General features: G+C 43.4%; 16 protein-coding genes. 13 read left to right on the top strand and 3 right to left on the bottom strand.

Features of this window, described 5'->3' with window-relative positions; all coding sequences use genetic code 11:
• Window positions 1–79: 79 nt before the first annotated feature.
• Window positions 80–415, bottom strand: coding sequence for a DUF3899 domain-containing protein (locus IGK61_RS15400; protein WP_005227990.1), 336 nt, complete (start codon window positions 413–415; stop codon window positions 80–82).
• Window positions 416–499: 84 nt separating this feature from the next.
• Here IGK61_RS15400 and opp3b point away from each other — a divergent pair, with 84 nt between their 5' ends.
• Genes opp3b through IGK61_RS15375 form a run of 5 tightly spaced genes read left to right on the top strand, consistent with a single transcriptional unit; the run spans window position 500 to window position 5,518 of the window.
• A complete protein-coding gene (opp3b, locus tag IGK61_RS15395; RefSeq protein WP_005227991.1) occupies window positions 500–1,441 on the top strand; it encodes an oligopeptide ABC transporter permease in 942 nt (313 codons plus the stop codon).
• Window positions 1,441–2,484, top strand: coding sequence for an ABC transporter permease (locus IGK61_RS15390; protein ID WP_074536693.1), 1,044 nt, complete (start codon window positions 1,441–1,443; stop codon window positions 2,482–2,484). The genes opp3b and IGK61_RS15390 overlap by 1 nt, the downstream gene beginning before the upstream one ends.
• Complete coding sequence (locus IGK61_RS15385; RefSeq protein ID WP_216593164.1) at window positions 2,484–3,536, top strand: ABC transporter ATP-binding protein; 1,053 nt, start codon at window positions 2,484–2,486, stop codon at window positions 3,534–3,536. The genes IGK61_RS15390 and IGK61_RS15385 overlap by 1 nt, the downstream gene beginning before the upstream one ends.
• 14 nt (window positions 3,537–3,550) lie before the next feature.
• Window positions 3,551–4,489 carry an ABC transporter ATP-binding protein gene (locus IGK61_RS15380; protein ID WP_005227998.1) on the top strand — a complete coding sequence of 313 codons (939 nt, stop codon included), beginning with the start codon at window positions 3,551–3,553 and terminating at the stop codon, window positions 4,487–4,489.
• A gap of 30 nt (window positions 4,490–4,519) precedes the next feature.
• Window positions 4,520–5,518, top strand: a complete 999-nt coding sequence (locus tag IGK61_RS15375) for an RNA-guided endonuclease TnpB family protein (protein ID WP_010749109.1) — start codon at window positions 4,520–4,522, stop codon at window positions 5,516–5,518.
• 145 nt (window positions 5,519–5,663) lie between these two features.
• Here the strand turns inward: IGK61_RS15375 and IGK61_RS15370 are convergent, their stop codons facing one another.
• A complete protein-coding gene (locus tag IGK61_RS15370; RefSeq protein WP_005228002.1) occupies window positions 5,664–6,494 on the bottom strand; it encodes an NUDIX domain-containing protein in 831 nt (276 codons plus the stop codon).
• Window positions 6,495–6,544: 50 nt separating this feature from the next.
• Entirely contained in the window at window positions 6,545–6,820 is a 276-nt protein-coding gene (locus tag IGK61_RS15365; protein ID WP_074536694.1) for a hypothetical protein, read from the bottom strand.
• Between the two features lie 356 nt (window positions 6,821–7,176).
• On the opposite strand from IGK61_RS15365, the gene metG reads away from it, so the two are divergent.
• The 8 genes from metG to IGK61_RS15325 all read left to right on the top strand — a co-directional run bounded on the left by metG (window position 7,177) and on the right by IGK61_RS15325 (window position 19,241).
• Window positions 7,177–9,183 carry a methionine--tRNA ligase gene (gene metG / locus IGK61_RS15360; protein ID WP_167827393.1) on the top strand — a complete coding sequence of 669 codons (2,007 nt, stop codon included), beginning with the start codon at window positions 7,177–7,179 and terminating at the stop codon, window positions 9,181–9,183.
• Between the two features lie 262 nt (window positions 9,184–9,445).
• Complete coding sequence (locus IGK61_RS15355; protein ID WP_016609880.1) at window positions 9,446–12,124, top strand: cation-translocating P-type ATPase; 2,679 nt, start codon at window positions 9,446–9,448, stop codon at window positions 12,122–12,124.
• Between the two features lie 170 nt (window positions 12,125–12,294).
• Window positions 12,295–12,723, top strand: coding sequence for a hypothetical protein (locus IGK61_RS15350; RefSeq protein WP_005228008.1), 429 nt, complete (start codon window positions 12,295–12,297; stop codon window positions 12,721–12,723).
• A 495-nt stretch (window positions 12,724–13,218) separates the two neighbouring features.
• On the top strand, window positions 13,219–14,712 hold the full coding sequence (gene abc-f, locus IGK61_RS15345) for a ribosomal protection-like ABC-F family protein (protein ID WP_074536696.1): 1,494 nt from the start codon (window positions 13,219–13,221) through the stop codon (window positions 14,710–14,712).
• A 475-nt stretch (window positions 14,713–15,187) separates the two neighbouring features.
• Entirely contained in the window at window positions 15,188–16,261 is a 1,074-nt protein-coding gene (locus IGK61_RS15340) for an ABC transporter ATP-binding protein (protein ID WP_005228012.1), read from the top strand.
• Window positions 16,261–17,142 carry a carbohydrate ABC transporter permease gene (locus IGK61_RS15335; protein WP_005228014.1) on the top strand — a complete coding sequence of 294 codons (882 nt, stop codon included), beginning with the start codon at window positions 16,261–16,263 and terminating at the stop codon, window positions 17,140–17,142. Before IGK61_RS15340 ends, IGK61_RS15335 begins: the two co-directional genes overlap by 1 nt.
• A 4-nt stretch (window positions 17,143–17,146) precedes the next feature.
• Window positions 17,147–17,965 carry a carbohydrate ABC transporter permease gene (locus IGK61_RS15330; protein WP_005228015.1) on the top strand — a complete coding sequence of 273 codons (819 nt, stop codon included), beginning with the start codon at window positions 17,147–17,149 and terminating at the stop codon, window positions 17,963–17,965.
• Window positions 17,949–19,241, top strand: a complete 1,293-nt coding sequence (locus IGK61_RS15325) for an MBL fold metallo-hydrolase (protein ID WP_005228016.1) — start codon at window positions 17,949–17,951, stop codon at window positions 19,239–19,241. The genes IGK61_RS15330 and IGK61_RS15325 overlap by 17 nt, the downstream gene beginning before the upstream one ends.
• Window positions 19,242–19,248: the final 7 nt, after the last annotated feature.

The following is a 19,248-nucleotide window of genomic DNA, read 5'->3' as shown; positions in this document are numbered from 1 at the left end:
TGCCGAAGAAAAGGCTGGGACAATTTCTTGTCTCAGCCTTTTGCTTCTCATTTCAATGAGTAAAACTATAAGAATGAAATTAACTAGTAGCAATCATTAAAAAGAGCAATGAAAGGAATAACAAGAAGACACCAGGCCATAACCAAAAGGCGTAGCTCTGTTTGCCGACTTGGGATAATTTCAGATAATCTGTTTTATTTTTGGAAAAAGCTTTCTTCATGGAGTATTGAAAATGGTCAAAGAAACCAGAAGCAAATACCCATAAAAAACCGCCAATGATCAAAAAGAACAGCGCCCACAAGAAAAGGGCATCTGAAAGAGCTGCTATGGAAAATTCATTTTTTATGGCTAACCATCCGCCAGAAATTGCGAGGCATAGGAGGGGTATGAGCCCACTACTTTTTTTTATTTTCATGATCTGACTCCTTTTTAATGATTCGTACTATGTTAATTTACATAATTATTGAATAGAAGTCAAAATACTTAAGGGGGAAACTGCGTGAACAGCTTTTTGAAATATTTATTGAAACGAGTGTTCTACATGGTCTTAACATTATGGCTGATTGCCACGATCACCTTTTTCTTGATGCAATTTTTGCCAGGAACACCATATACGAATGCTGAAAAATTAAGTCCAGAACAAATTGCCTTGCTAAACGAGCAAGCAGGATTGGACAAACCGATCATTACCCAATATTGGCTTTATTTGACCAATTTACTAAAAGGTGACTTTGGGATCTCTTTCCAATTTAAAAACCAGCCAGTAGCGAATTTATTATCAGGAAGAATCGGACCTTCACTGCAACTAGGGCTACAAGCGATCATCTTTGGTACGTTCTTTGGGATCATTTTAGGAACGATCTCTGCGATGAAACAAAATACTTGGATCGATACAACGTCTACCTTGGTGGCGATCTTAGGACGTTCGATCCCTAACTTTGTCTTTGCCGTGTTGCTGCAATACATTTTTGCCATCAAACTAGGGATCTTACCGATTGCTAAGTGGGAGACTTTTGCCAGCACGATCCTACCGACCGTCGCCTTGGCGATGTCGCCGTTAGCGGATTCCGCCAGGTTTATTCGAACCGAGATGGTGGAAGTGCTGCATAGTGATTATGTCGAGTTGGCACGAGCAAAAGGGTTGAGCCGCTGGGAAATTGCCTTCAAGCATGGTTTGCGGAATAGTTTGATTCCGTTATTGACGCTGTTAGGACCGCTAGCTGTCGGTTTGATGACGGGTTCTCTTGTCGTAGAAAATATTTTTGCGATCCCAGGTATCGGTGAACAGTTCGTAAAATCAATCATGACCAATGACTATCCAACGATCATGGCGGTAACAATTCTTTATTCCGCGATGTTGGTCTTTGTTATTCTTGTTGTTGATATTTTATATGGAATCGTTGATCCGCGGATCCGAGTTTCAGAAGGGAGTCGTGGCTAATGGCAGAGAAACCTTACACAGCAAATGATGTTGCTGCCATCGATGCAGCCAAATTTCAACCGTTACAAAAAAATACCAATGAAGAGCGTGAAGCGATCGCAACCCCTTCATTAACGTTTTTCCAAGATTCATGGCGTCGTCTGAAAAAGAACAAAGCCGCTGTTTTCTCAATCATTTTGCTGCTGATCATTATCGCGATCTCAATCATTACGATTTTTGTCTCGCCACATGATCCAACTGCGCAAAATGTGACCTTTACAAATCTGCCGCCGAAAATTCCTGGTATCAACATCAATGGCTTAAACGGCTATGCGATGGTGGGAGGCGAGCTAGTAGATAAGTATGCAGCTGCCAATGTTCCTGACGGGACGTATTTCCTTTTAGGAACGGATGGCTTGGGTCGTGACCTATTGAGTCGTCTATTTGTAGGAACACGTATTTCCTTGTTGATCGCGTTTATCGCGGCAATGCTTGACATCATCTTTGGTGTAACCTATGGCCTGATCTCTGGTCTTTTAGGTGGACGGATCGATAATGTGATGCAACGTTTTCTAGAAATCTTATCTGGTATTCCCAACTTAGTGGTAATGATCTTGATGTTGGTGGTTTTTGAACCTGGGATCTTCTCGATCGTGGCAGCAATGGCGATCACTAACTGGATTCCAATGGCGCGGATCGTACGGGCCCAAACGATGAAACTAAAAGATCAAGAATTCGTTTTAGCCGCAACGACGCTGGGGGAAAGTCGCCTCAAGATTGCGATGAAACACATATTACCGAATATTTCCAGCGTGATCATCGTACAAATGATGTTCAGTATTCCCTCGGCGATTTTCTTCGAGGCCTTCCTAAGCTTTATTGGGCTAGGATTAAAACCACCTTCAGCATCTTTAGGGATGTTACTAAGCGATGGCTACAAAACCTTCTTGTTCCTGCCTTACCAAATGTGGGTACCAGCTGTGACCTTGTCTGTGATTATGATTGGGTTCAACTTGCTGGCAGACGGTTTGCGTGATGCCTTTGATCCGAAAATGAAAGAGTGATTGCTATGAAAAAAGTCTTAGAAGTGAAAAACTTAGAAATTTCTTTTGACACCTTTGCTGGGAAAGTCCAAGCGATCCGCGATGTCAGTTTCGATCTATACAAAGGAGAAACCTTGGCGATCGTGGGCGAATCTGGGAGCGGCAAGTCCGTGACGACCCGCAGTATCATGGGGTTGTTAGCCAGCAATGCCAATGTCGATAATGGCCAGATCCTCTTCAATGGGACGGACATTTTGAAAAAATCCGAAAAAGAACTGCAAAAAATCCGTGGCAAGGAAATCGCCATGATTTTCCAAGATCCAATGACTTCATTGGACCCAACGATGCCGATTGGCAAGCAAGTGGCAGAATCATTGATGAAGCACAACAAAATCAGTAAAAAAGAAGGCTTGCGACAAGCGTTGGAACTATTGAACCTTGTCGGCATCCCGAATGCTGAGAAACGCTTGAAAAATTATCCGCATCAATTTTCTGGTGGTCAGCGGCAGCGGATCGTCATTGCGATCGCGTTGATCTGTTACCCGCAGATCTTGATTGCAGATGAACCAACGACTGCATTGGATGTAACGATCCAAGCACAAATCTTAGAGTTATTAAAAGATATCCAGAAGAAAATCAATTCGTCCATCGTCTTCATTACCCATGACTTAGGGGTCGTTGCCAATGTGGCGGATCGGGTGGCCGTGATGTACGGTGGGAAAATCGTCGAAGTGGGGACCGCAGAAGAGATCTTCTATAACCCACAACATCCATACACTTGGGGCTTGTTAGGTTCGATGCCGACGTTAGAAGGAACAGGCGATCGCTTGTACGCGATTCCTGGTTCACCTCCAGATTTGTTAGATCCGCCAACAGGTGATGCTTTTTATCCACGGAACGAGTTTGCCTTGCAGATCGATGCTGAACAGCAACCGCCATTCTTTGACGTCTCACCGACGCACAAAGCGGCCACTTGGCTGTTAGCGCCACAAGCACCGAAAGTGACTCCGCCGGATGAGATCTTGATTCGCTGGAAAAAATTCCAAGAAAAAAATACTCAGGCATCTGTCTAAAGGAGGAGAAACGGTTGGAAAAAGTTTTACTTGAAGTAAAGAATCTCAAACAATATTTTAACGTTGGCCGCAAAGACGAAGTCAAAGCCGTCGATGATATCTCCTTCCAAATCTATGAAGGAGAAACCTTTGGTCTAGTCGGTGAATCCGGAAGCGGAAAATCGACGACTGGACGGACGGTGATTCGTTTGAATAACCCTACCGGAGGCGAAGTTCTTTTTGATGGACAAGATGTTATGAAAATCAAAGGCAAGAAACCACTGGCTGATTTTCGTCGAGAAGTTCAAATGGTCTTCCAAGATCCTTATGCTTCCTTGAATCCACGGATGAAAGTTCGGGACATTATTGCCGAAGGGATCGATATCAACGGACTAGCCAAAAATGAAAAAGAACGCAATGATCGGGTGGATGAACTTTTGCGAACCGTCGGACTAAACCCAAGTCACGGGACCCGTTATCCTCATGAATTTTCAGGTGGACAACGTCAGCGGATCGGGATCGCCCGCGCGTTAGCCGTCGATCCAAAATTCATCATCTGTGATGAACCAATCTCGGCATTGGATGTTTCGATCCAAGCCCAAGTCGTCAACTTGCTGCAAGATCTGCAAGAAGAACATAAATTGACGTACTTGTTTATCGCCCATGATTTATCGATGGTCAAACACATCAGCGATCGGATCGGCGTGATGCACAACGGCAAACTGCTAGAAGTAGGCACCAGCGATGAAATCTATCATTACGGGGTCCATCCGTATACTGAAAGTCTTTTATCAGCGATTCCGCTGCCAGATCCTGACCATGAGCGTCAACGCAAACGGATCAAATACGTCAGCGAACCAAACGATAACCAAGAACGAGCAATGGAAGAGATCGCACCAGGACATTTCGTTTATGCCACGAAAAAAGAAGCCAAGATCTATCAAGAAAAGTTAGCACAAAAAAAGGGGAACTAGCGTCAAAGGTATAGGGAGTGTTAGGAGGAGATGAAACTGGGTGTTTTAAAAGCATACAAATTTCGGATCTATCCTAATGGACAGCAAAAACAGTTTTTCATCGAAACCTTCGGCTGTGTACGTTTTACGTACAATCAACTGCTGGAGGCAAAGATGGAGGAGCTGGCCAACAATGAAGCAAAGCAAGGGTTGACGCCAGCCAAACTAAAAAAGGAGTATCCTTTTTTGAAGGAGACCGATAGTTTGGCATTGGCGAATGCACAACGGAATCTGGACCGAGCGTTTCGAAATTACTTTCAAAAGCGGGCTGGCTTTCCAAAAATGAAAACCAAAAAAAGTATCTGGCAATCGTATACCACCAATAATCAGCAGCACACCATTTATTTTGAAGACGATCAAATCAAGCTGCCAAAGCTTAAAACATTGGTTCCCGTAAAAAAGCATCGGGCGATCAAAGGGAAGATCAAATCGGCAACGATCTCAGCAAAAAACAACGAAGAGTTTTACATCTCGATCCTTTGCTTGGAAGAGATCCCGCCATTGCCGAAGCAGCAAGCCTCTGTCGCTGTTGTTTATGATCCGCAGCAGTTGGTCAAAGCCAACCAGCCGATACCCATCACCTGTGAGCATGCCATCCAAACGAAGCAAAAGCTGACGCGAGCAGAACGCAAACTTCAGGTGAAAGCGACGGCGGTCAAACGGAAGAAAATCCTTTTGACCCAGGCGCGAAATTATCAGAAGCTAAAAGGAAAGGTCGCTCGCCTTTATCGTTTTCACTGCTGTCAAAAGCGGGAATTCATCGATCAAGTCAGCTACCATCTCGTAAAACAGTACGATACAATCTATTTGGAACAAATCGCAGAAGATACGGTTTTAAAAGCTGGTCATTACAGCATCAGTGATTGGCATCAATTCGTTCGCAAAATCCAGTACAAAGCGCAGTGGTACGGCAAAGAACTGCGGTTTGTCACGTTGGATACGCAGGACCAACAGAAGCTAGAACGGCTCTCAGGCGAAATGAGCAGCTGAGTCGCTTGAACTGGAAGGAACGCCAGGGATCGCCTAGGGTATAGAAAAAATCTTTCTGATTTTTGTTTCTAGGAACCACGTTCACTAATTATGATTAACCAGCAACCCCCTGCCAAACTACGGTCTGACAGGGGGTTGTATTTTTTTACATTTTGTCACCTAAAAATGCGTCATTTAAGCGATAGATCTTTGAGGGACGCCCGATGCCGACGGGCTTTTCGCCAACTTCCGTAAAATATTGGAGCATGGATTTTTTAAAGTTGGAATGATCGATCATTTTAAAATCGATCCCTAAAAACTTGGCGAATACTTTACGGGCTTCCGTGATCGTAAAGTCTTTGCCTAACACGAGCAGCACTTGTGGCTCGTGTTCCATCTTGTTGGCAACCCGTTTGAAAGCTTTGAGGATGATCGCGCTGTGGTCAAAAGCCAACGTATCTTTTCCAACAGAGGCGCCAGTCACTAGGTCAAGAATGATCTCGATCTCGCCGCTGGTCAAATAAATTTGATTGGCTTTTCTTTCTAAAGAGAACCAGCGTACTTGGTTCGCATCGTCACCGGCACTTAAGGGTTCTTCACCGATAAAAGCCAAATAGCTGACGGTGATCACCCAACCGCGAGGATCGCGATCTGGGGTGCTGAAGGTATGCAGCTGTTCGATGTTTTGCTTGGAGATGGTGACCCCGATCTCTTCTTGCGTCTCACGGATCACACTTTGCCCCGTCGATTCATTGGGATTGACGAAGCCTCCCGGCAATGCCCAAGAATTACGGAAAGGGTGGCCTTTTCTTTGGATCAGCGCAATTTTTAATTGTTCTTCTTCTTTGTTGTAACACATCAAAACCATATCGACGGTTACGGAAGGTTTCTCGTATTTCGGCTGATCTTGCGCCTGATACCATGTAAGAAACTCTGCTTCTGACGCTTCTTTTTCATAGTAGTGTTTTTCAGCTGATTTTGAGGTAAATTCTTTCATTGGTTTCTCCTGCCTTAGATAAAGTAAGTAGCTGAACGCGACGGTTTTCCTTAACGGAAAAAATAAGGAACGATCAAATTAAGGAAAAATAATGCGAGATAAAGCCAAGAAGACGGCGGGTGTTCTTTGAGTGCTGAATAGCCCCAAAGAGCGATCCAGAGCAAAAAAAGCACACGGAGGACTGCCATCGCTGTTGCAAAGAGCGCAGCATAATCATGGCTATTGAAGTACGCAAACAAAAAGGGGTAACTTGGGGTTGAAAAAAGCAAGTGTCCCACAGAAAGCACAGTTAAAAGCAAAAAATGCTGTTTGTTTTTTCGAGTCATAGCGTTCCTTTCTATAAGTGAAGTCTTCCTCATTATAGCAAAAGAAGCACCTGTTAATCAAAGAGAGATAAAACACCTTTATTTCCTAAGAGATTCGTTGTCAGGATCAGATTCTTCCCCTAGAACATTGAAGTGAACGGCTATCTGCGCTATGATAACTAGTAGAAAAGAAATGCTCAAATCTGCTGGTTTATTTGCTGCGTATTAAGGAGCAAAGCGATTCCTTTGTTCCTTGTAGACCATGGAAAAAGGTCTTAGGTTATCCGCTTTTTTGATTAAAATTATAGCATTTTTGGGTTGCGAACTGTATACTACCTAAGTATACACTTTACTAGTGAAAAGGAGGACTTGCGTCCATGGCTGAAAAAGAAACATTCTATATTACGACGCCAATTTATTATCCAAGCGGCAAGCTGCATATCGGGAATTCTTACACGACGATCGCTTGTGATGCGGTAGCACGATACAAACGATTGATGGGCTTTGATGTCTTTTATTTGACGGGTGTCGATGAGCACGGTCAAAAAATCGAGAAAAAAGCAGAAGAACTTGGCGTAGATCCGCAAGAATACGTCGATAAAATGGCAGCTGACGTCAAGAAACTATGGAACACACTAGACATCAGTTACGATAAATTTATCCGTACAACGGATGATTACCATAAAAAAGCCGTTCAAAAAATCTTCCAGCAATTGCTTGATCAAGGAGATATCTATCTTGGTGAATATGAAGGGTGGTATTCCGTTTCTGATGAAGAATACTTTACTGAAACGCAATTAGCAGAAGTTTACCGAGATGAAGAGGGCAAAGTCATCGGCGGTAAAGCGCCAAGCGGTCATGAGGTAGAATTGGTGAAGGAATCTTCTTATTTCTTCCGCATGAGCAAATATGCCGATCGTTTGGTTGAATACTATGATGAGCACCCAGAGTTCATTCAACCAGAATCACGTAAAAATGAAATGCTGAATAATTTCATCAAACCAGGCTTAGAAGACCTGGCTGTTTCCAGAACGACCTTTAAATGGGGCATCCCAGTCACTGCTAGCCCTGAACACGTGGTGTATGTGTGGATCGATGCGTTATCCAACTATATTACGGCATTAGGCTATGGCTCAGACGACGATTCCTTGTTCCAAAAATACTGGCCAGCTGACGTGCATATGGTTGGGAAAGAAATCGTGCGTTTCCATACGATCTATTGGCCAATCATGCTGATGGCATTAGACTTGCCATTGCCGAAAAAAATCTTTGGCCATGGCTGGTTGATGATGAAAGACGGCAAGATGTCGAAATCTAAAGGCAATGTCGTTTATCCAGAAATGTTAGTGGAGCGCTACAGCTTAGATGCGTTGCGTTATTACCTCTTACGGGCGGTTCCTTTTGGCAGCGATGGTGTGTTTACACCAGAAGATTTCGTTTCTCGTTTGAACTACGATCTAGCCAATGACTTAGGCAACCTGTTGAATCGGACGATCGCTATGATCAATAAATATTGTGATGGCTTAGTCCCAGATTATGCCTCAAAAGTGACGCCTTTTGATAGCGAGCTGTCAACGACTGCTGCCAATGTTGTTGGTCGTTACCATGAAGCCATGGATAAAATGGAATTCAGTACGGCATTGTCAGAAGTATGGACGTTGATCTCCCGTGCCAACAAATACATTGACGAAACTCAACCATGGGTATTAGCCAAAGAAGAAGAAAAGCGTGCTGAATTAAACAGTGTAATGGTTCATTTAGCGGAAAGCTTACGCATCGTTGCGATCTTATTGCAACCGGTGATGACAGAAACACCAGCCAATATTTTCCAACAATTAGGACTGGCTTCTGTTGCCATGGATTTGAAAGATTTACGCTTTGGTGAATTTCCAAGCGGCACGAAAGTCGTTGCCAAAGGCACACCGATTTTCCCTCGTTTGGAACTTGAAACAGAAGTAGTCTACATCCAAAAGAAAATGGCTGAAGGGACGCAAAGTCCAGAAGAAACAGTCAAATGGAATCCAGAAGAAACCACATTGCAATCCGAAAAAGCCGAGATCAAATACGAAGACTTCGACAAGATCGAATTAAAAGTGGCAGAAGTCGTTGACTGTCAAAAAGTCAAAGGCGCCGACAAGTTGCTGCAATTCCGCTTAGCTGCGGGAGATGATCAAGATCGTCAAATTTTATCGGGGATCGCTGAATTTTATCCAGAACCGCAAGATTTGATCGGTAAAAAAGTCGTGATCGTTGCTAACTTGAAACCGCGGAAAATGCGGGGACAAGTCAGCCAAGGAATGATCCTTTCAGCAGAAGACAATGACGGTCGTCTGCAAATCGTGGAAGCACCAAAAGGCATGCCAAACGGCTCGATCATCGCCTGATTCTTAGGAGAAATCCTTCTGCTAGTTTCAGCAAAAATAAAATTGCCAGACCTGAAAAGTTTTTGTATAATGTAGGTTATTGACATGAACATGAGGGAGTAATTGGCGGATTTCATCTGCGGCAGTATCACCATCCTGAAAGAAATTTCTGGTGCTGTCTTAAACAGTGAGACTTATGTATGCTTAGACAGTGCATACATAAGTCTATTTTTTTTCATATCATGTACAATAAAGGAAGAGTAAATATAAAAGGAGGAGAAACATGTCAGAAGAAAACAAAAAGGAACAGCTATCGCAGGCGTTTTATGCGCAAGAAGCGCAGCATGTTCTGGAAGAAATGCAAACAGATGCCAATGGATTAACGAACGATGAAGCACAAAAACGCTTATCTGAGTACGGTCCCAACGAATTAGAAGAAGGCAAAAAGAAATCGATGGTACAAAAATTCTTTGAACAATTCAAAGATTTGATGATCATCGTTTTGCTAGCGGCGGCGATTATCTCAGCAGTCGTTTCCCATGAAGTCGTGGACTCAATTATTATTTTAGCAGTTGTCATTATCAACGCGATCATGGGTGTCGTTCAAGAGGCGAAGGCGGAGCAGGCCATCGAAGCGCTAAGAGAAATGTCCACCCCAAATGCCAATGTCTTGCGTAATGGTCATACCGTCACGATTAAGAGTGATGAATTGGTTCCGGGGGATATTGTCCTGTTAGAAGCTGGCGATGTCGTACCGGCAGATTTACGCCTTTTAGAAGCAAGTTCTTTAAAAATTGAAGAAGCTGCTTTGACCGGTGAGTCCGTACCAGTCGAAAAAGAATTGACCGTCATCGAAGGGACGGATGTCGGGATCGGCGATCGCGTCAATATGGCGTACTCAAACAGTAATGTGACCTATGGCCGCGGAAAAGGGGTCGTGGTCAATACAGGGATGGGAACTGAAGTTGGGAAAATCGCTGGCATGTTGGCTAGCGCCCAAGAAACCGAAACACCGTTGAAGCGTAACTTAAATGAACTAGGAAAATTCCTGACGATCGCCATCATTATCATTGCAGTGGTCATGTTCTTTGTTGGAACGATCTTTAACAATACCTCATGGGTCGACATGCTATTGACGTCGATCTCATTAGCAGTAGCGGCGATCCCAGAAGGGCTGCCAGCGATCGTAACGATCATCTTAGCCTTAGGTACGCAAGTAATGGCGAAACGAAATGCAGTGATCCGTAAATTGCCAGCGGTTGAAACCCTTGGGGCAACCGATATTATCGCTTCTGATAAAACTGGTACGTTGACGTTGAATCAAATGACCGTGGAAAAATTGTATGTCAATGACAAGCAACATGCTGCTTCAGAAGATATTCCGTTAGACAACATGGCATTAAAAGTCATGAACTTTGCCAATGATACAAAATTTGGTGAAGAAGGCAACTTGATCGGTGATCCGACCGAGACCGCATTGGTGCAATTCGGGATGGATCAAGGATTCCATGTGCGAGATCTTGTCAATCAAGAACCACGGGTAGCAGATTTGCCATTTGATTCTGACCGAAAACTTATGAGTACGATCCACCAACAAGAAGACGGTCGCTATTTAGTTGCTGTCAAAGGCGCACCAGATGTCTTGCTAGGCAGAACCTCAAAAGTACTACTGGACGGCCAAGAGCTGCCGATGACCAATGAAGAAAAAGAAAAAATCTTATTCAACAATACCGATATGGCAAAACAAGCACTGCGGGTATTGGGGATGGCCTACAAATATGTAGACCAAGTACCAGAAAACTTAGAATCAGAAATCGTCGAAAATGATTTGGTCTTTGCTGGCTTAGTCGGAATGATCGACCCAGAACGGGCAGAAGCAGCCGATGCGGTACGTTTAGCCAAAGAAGCTGGGATTCGTCCAATCATGATCACCGGAGACCACCGCGATACAGCTGAAGCCATTGCGGGACGTTTAGGGATCATCAAACCGGGCGATGATGATGCCGTCTTGACTGGCGCTGAACTCAATAAAATGAGCGAAGAAGAGTTTGCCCAAAAGGTAGCGAACTACTCAGTCTATGCACGGGTATCACCTGAACATAAAGTTCGGATCGTCAAAGCTTGGCAACAAGAAGGCAAAGTCGTTGCCATGACTGGTGACGGGGTCAACGATGCACCGTCACTGAAGCAAGCCGATATTGGTGTCGGCATGGGGATCACAGGTACCGAAGTTTCTAAAGGTGCTTCCGATATGGTCCTAGCAGATGACAACTTCGCTACGATCGTCGTAGCAGTGGAAGAAGGACGAAAAGTCTTCTCCAATATTCAAAAAGCGATTCAATACTTGCTAGCCGCTAACCTAGGGGAAGTTTTGACCTTGTTCTTAGCAACCTTGTGGGGTTGGGACTCGCTATTGCCGATCCACTTGCTTTGGATCAACCTAGTAACGGATACCTTCCCAGCAATTGCTTTAGGAATGGAGCCTGCTGAAAAAGATCTAATGAAACATGCACCGCGGGGACGCAGTTCCAACTTCTTCTCTGGTGGTGTGATGAGCAGTATCATCTACCAAGGGATCTTAGAAGCGGCAACCGTGCTGTTCGTTTATTGGTCAGCGATCCAATGGCCCGTTCACAATACGTACGATGCGATCCATGCCGATGCCTTAACGATGGCCTTTGCCACGTTAGGATTGATGCAGTTGTTCCATGCCTTCAACGTCAAATCGATCCATCAGTCGCTCTTTAAAGTAGGGGCATTTAGAAACAAAGCCTTCAACTGGGCGATCCTGTTGTCCTTTGCGTTGATGCTGGTGATCTTCATCGTGCCAGGATTAAATGATATCTTCCGTGTTGCACACCTTGACTTGTATCAATGGGGCATCGTTTTAGGCGCCTCCTTTGCGATCATTCCAGTCGTTGAGATCGTCAAAGCGATCCAACGAGCAATGGGACGCAAATAAGCCAAAAATAAACGGAAAAACAATCAATGGTCTGCTGTCCTTCTCACTGGGCAGCAGGCCTTTTTTGCTGGCTTATTTTCGATAAACCCTGCGGCTGTTACTTGACCTTTTCATTTGCAGTAAGAAACGGTAAAATAGGAGATAATAACAAAGAAAGTAGGGGACCCACTGTGCGACCAAACTTAGGTTTTTATGTACAAACAATCAACGATCTTGTCAAAGAAACAGAAGCGATCGGGGAGAAAATGAATCCCAATTATGAAGAGATCCGCAAAGCGATCGACGAGAAGAAAGAAGCCGAGGTAACACCTGAGCGGCTAGCTGAGATTACCAGAATTTTTAAAGAAGGCACGGACAAATACCGCTTGATGCTGGAAAAAATCAGCAAATTGCGTCCCCCAGCGAATGTGATGGGGATCCATAAAAAATTCGAACGGGCGTATATGAAATATGTTGCTGGCTGTGATGAGATGATTTTGAGTCTCGATAACAAAATCGACCAAGAAGCCTTTGATGCGGCAGAAGCCAAGCAAGATGAAGCAACCGACGAAATTTCTTTTGCCATTCAACGGATGACGGCTTTATTGTTAAAAAAATGATAAACATTCAAGTTAAACAAGAGTTATTTAATTTAACTGTTATGTTTTTCACATGTAAAGTTTTTTTATCGGAGGTATAATGAATTCACAACCAACAACCTTTTTATTTTTCATTTTACTCCTTTTGCCATCAGGACTAACCAACCTGATGGTTTTTTTGTGTTTCAAGTGTTTTTTAATGAAACGTTTCCAGCGATAACGGGTTTAGTTTGTGAATAAAATATAAAGGAAAAGCAGCAGGGGGTACTGAACTTGCGCTTTTTTGCCGATCAATGCTATACTTAGGGCACTATTAAACGAAATGAGGGATCCTCCATTGAAAAATTAACCAATTTGTTGAAAGCTGCATGAAACTGTTCCTCCAAGGGGATAGTCTGCAGATTTTCAGGATTGGTTGACTTTTTCGATGGGGGATCTTTTTGTGTACCTCTAAAAACTGATTCTGAAAATAGCATTAGGTCTACTCTATTCCGTGAATAGAGATGAGGTATATTTATGTCGAATATCAGTATTAATCATTTAACTTTTGGCTTTGACAGCCAAGAACGGTTGCTTTTTGAGGATGCCAACTTGAACCTTGATACACAATGGAAATTAGGGTTGATTGGCAGAAATGGTCGCGGCAAAACGACCTTGCTGCGTTTGCTGCTCAATGAATTGCCTTATAGCGGCTCGATCACCCATGAGCAGCAATTCGTTTATTTTCCCTTAACCGTCGCTGACGATCAGCAACTGACGCTTTTTGTTTTACAGGAATCTGGCGAATTTGAGCAGTGGCGTTTGGAACGGGAATTGAACCTGCTGCAGCTTGATCCAGAAGTTCTTTGGCGGCCCTTTGCCACTTTATCTGGCGGCGAGCAAACGAAAGTCCTGTTGGCGCGGTTGTTCGTTGATGAAGAGAATTTTCCTTTGATCGATGAACCAACCAACCATTTGGATGTGACTGCTCGCGAACATGTTGCCCGCTATTTGCAGCAAAAAACCGGGTTTATCGTTGTGAGCCATGACCGACAGTTTGTCGATGAAGTCGTCGATCATGTATTGGCGATCGAAAAAAGCCGCTTGGTGCTGTACAAAGGGAATTATTCAGTCTATGAGCTGCAAAAGCAGCAAAAAGATGCGTATGAGCAAGAACAAAACAGCAAGTTGAAAAAAGAAATCGGTCGTTTGAAGCAGACGGCAGCCGAGAAAGCGGAGTGGTCCCGAGGACGGGAACGGGACAAATTAGGGTCGCCGACCAAAAAAGGCAGCGGGGCAATCTTTGATACGGGGGCGATCGGTGCCCGAGCGGCACGGACCATGAAGCGCTCGAAAGCGATCGTTAAACGGATGGAAGATCAAATTCAAGACAAGTCTGCGTTGTTAAAAGACATTGAGTGGATTGATCCTCTGAAAATGACTCCGCTTGTTAGCCATCATGATGTGTTGCTGGAAGCAGAGCATTTTCAGCTCGGCTATGAGCAGCCTTTGTTTAAACCGCTGACGTTTGCGATCCGTCAAAAAGAGCGCTTGGGGATTCAAGGGGCCAACGGATCTGGCAAGTCCAGTTTGATTGCGAGTATTTTAGGTACTTTCGATGGACAGCAGACAGGGACGATCAAAACAGCCCATGGGATCACCATCAGTTATGTCCGACAAAACTACGAGGACAACTGTGGGATGCTGACAGAATTTGCCCAAGAGCATGGCTTGAATTATCAAGATCTGCTAAATAACTTAAAAAAGCTTGGCTTGGAAAGAGCTGTCTTTCAAACGCCGATCCAGCAAATGAGCATGGGGCAGCGTAAACGCGTGGAACTAGCCAAATCATTAGCGACACCAGCAGAATTGTTTATCTGGGATGAACCGCTAAATTATTTGGACGTCTTCAATCAGAAGCAATTAGAGGAAGTGATCCATTTGGTGGAGCCTTCTATGCTGATCATTGAACACGACCGTTATTTTCTTGAGCAAGTTTCAACGAAATTGCTGACGCTGACGGGTGACTGAGGCGAAGGATAGAATGAAAAAGGATGATTGTTTTTTTAAATAATCATCCTTTTTTTGTTATTTTAAAAGAAGAAATACTGATGGTCTTAGTAAACAATTACTAAAGGTGCTTTTGGACAAAAAGTCGCGTAAAAATAGTGTTAATATCAATGGATACTAAAGGTTTGATAATTTTTACCCGTTTTTCATGAAAATTTTCTAAAAACAGTAAAATGTTCGTGTTTACTGGCTAGAAACTGCGTTGTTTGGCTCATTGTTTTCTCATTAAAAGGTAAATTAATTAAAAATTCTTTCATAATTCCCAATGATTTTTACAAAACATTTACAATAATGGTATCGAATAAAAACATTCGTTTGTTATGATTAAAATCGAATTTCTTTGAGCGTTTGACCGAAACATCAAGAGTTCGTTTTTTTTGTGACTTGAAATGCCAGTCAACTATTCGGAGGAAAAAGAGAAAATGGAGGGGCAGTTTTGATAGAAGTAGTCGGGTTGAAGAAGGTTTTCGATAATAAGTTTGAAGCCTTGAAAGCAGTAGATTTTACAATAGAAAAAGGCGATTTGGTTTGTTTGTTGGGACCAAGTGGTTGTGGGAAATCGACGATATTGAATTTGATCGCGGGGTTGTTGAGTCCCACCGATGGCGATATCCGCTTTAATGGTTCTTCCGTTGTTAAGACCGAGCCAAAAGACCGCAATATCGGGTTTGTTTTTCAGAATTATGCCCTTTATCCCCATATGACTGTTTTAGAAAATGTCATGTTTCCACTGACAGTCGGAGAGAAAAAGATCAAGAAAAACGAAGCACAGAAAATTGCTGAAAAGTTCATGAAACTGACCAATATTGAAGAGTTAAGTCAGAAAAAACCAGGAACCCTTTCTGGCGGACAGCAGCAACGGGTAGCGATCACGCGTGCCTTGGTGCAAAGTCCAGAAGTCTTACTACTGGATGAACCATTAAGTAACTTAGATGCCCGTTTGCGCTTGAAGATCCGTGAAGAGATCCGTCGGTTAGTCAAAGAAGTGGGCATCACCACGATCTTCGTGACCCATGACCAAGAAGAAGCTCTTTCTATCAGTGATAAGATCATCTTGATGAACGAGGGGATCATTCAACAAAATGATGATCCGCAAAACCTTTACTTAGAACCAAACAATCTTTTTGTAGCGAAATTCATCGGTAATCCAATCATCAACATCTTGCCAGTAGAAGTCAAAGATGGTCAAATGATCCATCCTGCCTTCACTGTACCAGTTGACCGTTTTACTGACCTTCGCTTCAAGAAACCATTAACAGACGGCCAATACACGTTAGGCATTCGTCCAGAAGATGTGCTGACCACCTTGCAAGCAGGTTTGTTCCAAACGGAAGTCAAGAGTGTGGAGCTGATCGGACGAGAACGAATCTTGAACTTTGATCTGGCTGACAAACATATGAAATCGATCGTTAGTATTGAAGAAATCATTGAAGAAGGCGCGCAAGTGTCATTTGATTTTCATTACAAAAAAGCCTTTATCTTTGATGAAAAAGGAGAGCGGGTCTACTAATGTTCAAAAAAAATTATAACCCTGAGAACCAACCGAAAGCATGGCTGTTTTTACTGCCTTCATTGGTCATTATTTTCTTATTCAGTGTATATCCGCTGTTTCGTTCCTTCATCATGAGTTTCCAAAAAGGAACCTTGATTAACCAACAGTATGCTGGGCTTGAGAACTATCAAAGGGTTTTAACGGACCCAGTCTTCTTTCGAGCACTGCAAAATACGGCGCTCTTTGCTTTTGCGGTCGTACCGATCGCGTTGATCCTTTCTTTAGCGATTGCGTGGATCATTTTTGAAAAAGTCAAATACAAAAGTTTTTTTGAAACGATCTTTTTTATGCCTTATGTCACGAGTACGATTGCCATCGGGATCGTGTTTCGCTACTTTTTCAATGGCTCTTACGGGATCATCAACTATTTGTTGAGTCTTGTCGGCATTCCACCAGTCAACTGGCTGGATAATGTCAATATGAGTATGACGACCTTGATCATCTTTGGCGTTTGGACGAGCCTCGCCTTCAACATTATTATCTTGTTGGCAGGAATGCGCAACATCGACAAAGAACACTACAAAATCGCAAAAATGTTTGGCGCCACCGATGGCGAGATTTTTAGGAAAATCACCTTTCCGCAGTTGATCCCGACTTTTGCCTTCTTGTTAACGGTCAATCTGATCAGTGCATTTAAAGTCTATACTCAAGTATATGCCTTGTTTGGCGGACAGCCAGGGATCGCCCGCAGTGCAACCACGGCAGTCTTTTATATTTATGACAAATTCCATATCGCCGGACGTCCGGGGATTGCAATGGCGGCAACCGTGATCTTGTTCATCATTATTTTGCTCGTCACCTTTATCCAAAATAAACTTTTGAAGAAAGTGGGCGAATAAACGAATGAAAAAAATTGTCACGATTGTTTCGATGCTGTTTTTAGCAATTTTAGCAGTGATCACGCTGTTTCCCTTTGTCTATATGATTTTAGCTGGTCTAATGACCTACAGTGAAGCAACCAGTATTCCACCGACGATCATGCCAGAGTCTTTCCAGTGGAGCAACTACGGGGAAGTTTTTACCCGAGCACCGTTTTTACGCTACTTCTTCAATACGGTCTTCGTTTCCGCGGTGACGACTATCGCGACGCTGATCACTGCGATTCTAGCTGCCTTTGCATTGACTAGTCTTGAATTCAAATACAAACGGTTAGTTATCGGATTGATGATCTCGTTATTGATGGTTCCTTATGAATCGATCATTTTCACCAATTACAATACGATTGCGCGAATGGGCTTATTGAATACGTATAGTGCGTTGATCATTCCCTTTCTGACCAGTATTTTTTACATCTATTATTTAAACGGTTATTTACAAAGTATTTCTAATACCTTTTATAAGGCAGCCAAAATTGACGGTGCCAGCGACCTAGCTTATATCCGCCGAATTTTGATCCCCATGTCTAAACCAGCCTTAGTGACAGTCGGGATTCTGACGTTCATCTCTAGCTGGAATTCTTTCTTATGGCCGTTGTTAGTGACGAATGAGAAAAAATACCGTCTCTTAAATAATGGATTGGCTGCCTTTACCACAGAAAGCGGCAGTGACGTTCATTTACAAATGGCGGCAGCGACCTTGACCGTCATTCCAATTCTGATCATTTACTTGATCTTTAGAAAAGAAATTATCAAAGGAGTGGCTAAAGATGGCATCAAAGGATAAAACGACGATTACCTTTCATAGCGGGATCTTAACGATTGGAGGGACCGTCATCGAAGTTGCGTACAAAGATGCCCATATCTTTTTTGACTTCGGTTCGGAGTATCATCCAGAAACACCCTTACCAGATGAAGAATTACAAACGTTAGTTGCGCATCGCTGGATACCAGAACTGAAAAATGTTTACGATCCACGCTTAGACTACACGTACCAAGGAAGCGAAACGAAAGAATACCAAGAAACAGCAGTTTTTCTTTCCCACGCTCATCTGGACCATTCCAAGATGATCAACTTTTTAGACCCAAATATTCCTATGTACACCTTGAAGGAAACCAAAGCGATCCTCGAAGTGTTGAATCAAAAAGGGGACTTCTTGCTGCCCGTTCCTCATGAAGAAAAAAGCTTTGTCCGTGAATTGATCGGCTTAGAACCTCATGATGTGATTCGGGTCGGGGAAATCGAAGTCGAGATCATTCCAGTCGATCATGATGCGTACGGTGCGGCAGCTTTGTTGATTCGCACGCCAGATCATTTTATCGCTTATACCGGTGATTTGCGTTTGCATGGCTATCATCCAGAGCGTACCAAAGAATTCTGTCAGTTAGCCAAACACACGGATCTATTGATGATGGAAGGGGTCAGCATCAGCTTTCCAGAAAGAGAACCGGACCCCAAAGCGATCACAGTGGAAAGTGAAACAGAATTGATCGAGACCTTCGTGCGTTTGGTCAAAGAAAATCCCCAACGACAAATTACTTTCAATGGCTATCCAGCCAATGTCGAGCGCTTTATGGCGCTTGTTGAAGCCGCGCCGCGGACGGTTGTTTTAGAGGCGACGCAAGCTGCTTTGTTGAAAGAAATTTTCAATAAAGATGTACCGTTCTATACGATCGATGATCAAGTACCAGCGACTCTCGATCCAGCCTTCGCCATTTCTTATCAGGCATTATGTGCCGACACGAGCCAGTACCTTTGGCAAGCAGTCGCGCATTTTGAAAACTTGCAGACGGGTGGTTTGTATATTCACAGTGATGCGCAGCCGTTAGGCGATTTTGATCCAGCTTATCAAGTCTTTTTGGATCAATTGGCAGCACTGGAGATCGAATTTGTCCGTTTGCCAAACTCGGGACATGCGAAACCAGCTGATTTAGATCAGATCATTGCATGGATCGAGCCCCAACGATTGGTTCCAATCCATACGCTGAAACCAGAAAATCTGGTGAATCCGTATGGTGAAAGAATATTGCCGCAACGCGGTGAAAAAATTATTTTAGAGTGATAGAGGA

It is taken from the genome of Enterococcus sp. AZ063 (assembly GCF_051715045.1).
GTDB lineage: Bacteria > Bacillota > Bacilli > Lactobacillales > Enterococcaceae > Enterococcus_D > Enterococcus_D casseliflavus.
This window is presented reverse-complemented; position numbering and strand designations above follow the sequence as displayed.

Coding starts and splice junctions, on each gene's coding strand:
- IGK61_RS15400 (WP_005227990.1), bottom strand. CDS start 415: ATGAAAATAAAAAAAAGTAGTGGGCTCATACCCCTCCTATGCCTCGCA.
- IGK61_RS15390 (WP_074536693.1), top strand. CDS start 1,441: ATGGCAGAGAAACCTTACACAGCAAATGATGTTGCTGCCATCGATGCA.
- IGK61_RS15375 (WP_010749109.1), top strand. CDS start 4,520: ATGAAACTGGGTGTTTTAAAAGCATACAAATTTCGGATCTATCCTAAT.
- IGK61_RS15370 (WP_005228002.1), bottom strand. CDS start 6,494: ATGAAAGAATTTACCTCAAAATCAGCTGAAAAACACTACTATGAAAAA.
- IGK61_RS15365 (WP_074536694.1), bottom strand. CDS start 6,820: ATGACTCGAAAAAACAAACAGCATTTTTTGCTTTTAACTGTGCTTTCT.
- metG (WP_167827393.1), top strand. CDS start 7,177: ATGGCTGAAAAAGAAACATTCTATATTACGACGCCAATTTATTATCCA.
- IGK61_RS15355 (WP_016609880.1), top strand. CDS start 9,446: ATGTCAGAAGAAAACAAAAAGGAACAGCTATCGCAGGCGTTTTATGCG.
- abc-f (WP_074536696.1), top strand. CDS start 13,219: ATGTCGAATATCAGTATTAATCATTTAACTTTTGGCTTTGACAGCCAA.
- IGK61_RS15335 (WP_005228014.1), top strand. CDS start 16,261: ATGTTCAAAAAAAATTATAACCCTGAGAACCAACCGAAAGCATGGCTG.
- IGK61_RS15330 (WP_005228015.1), top strand. CDS start 17,147: ATGAAAAAAATTGTCACGATTGTTTCGATGCTGTTTTTAGCAATTTTA.
- IGK61_RS15325 (WP_005228016.1), top strand. CDS start 17,949: ATGGCATCAAAGGATAAAACGACGATTACCTTTCATAGCGGGATCTTA.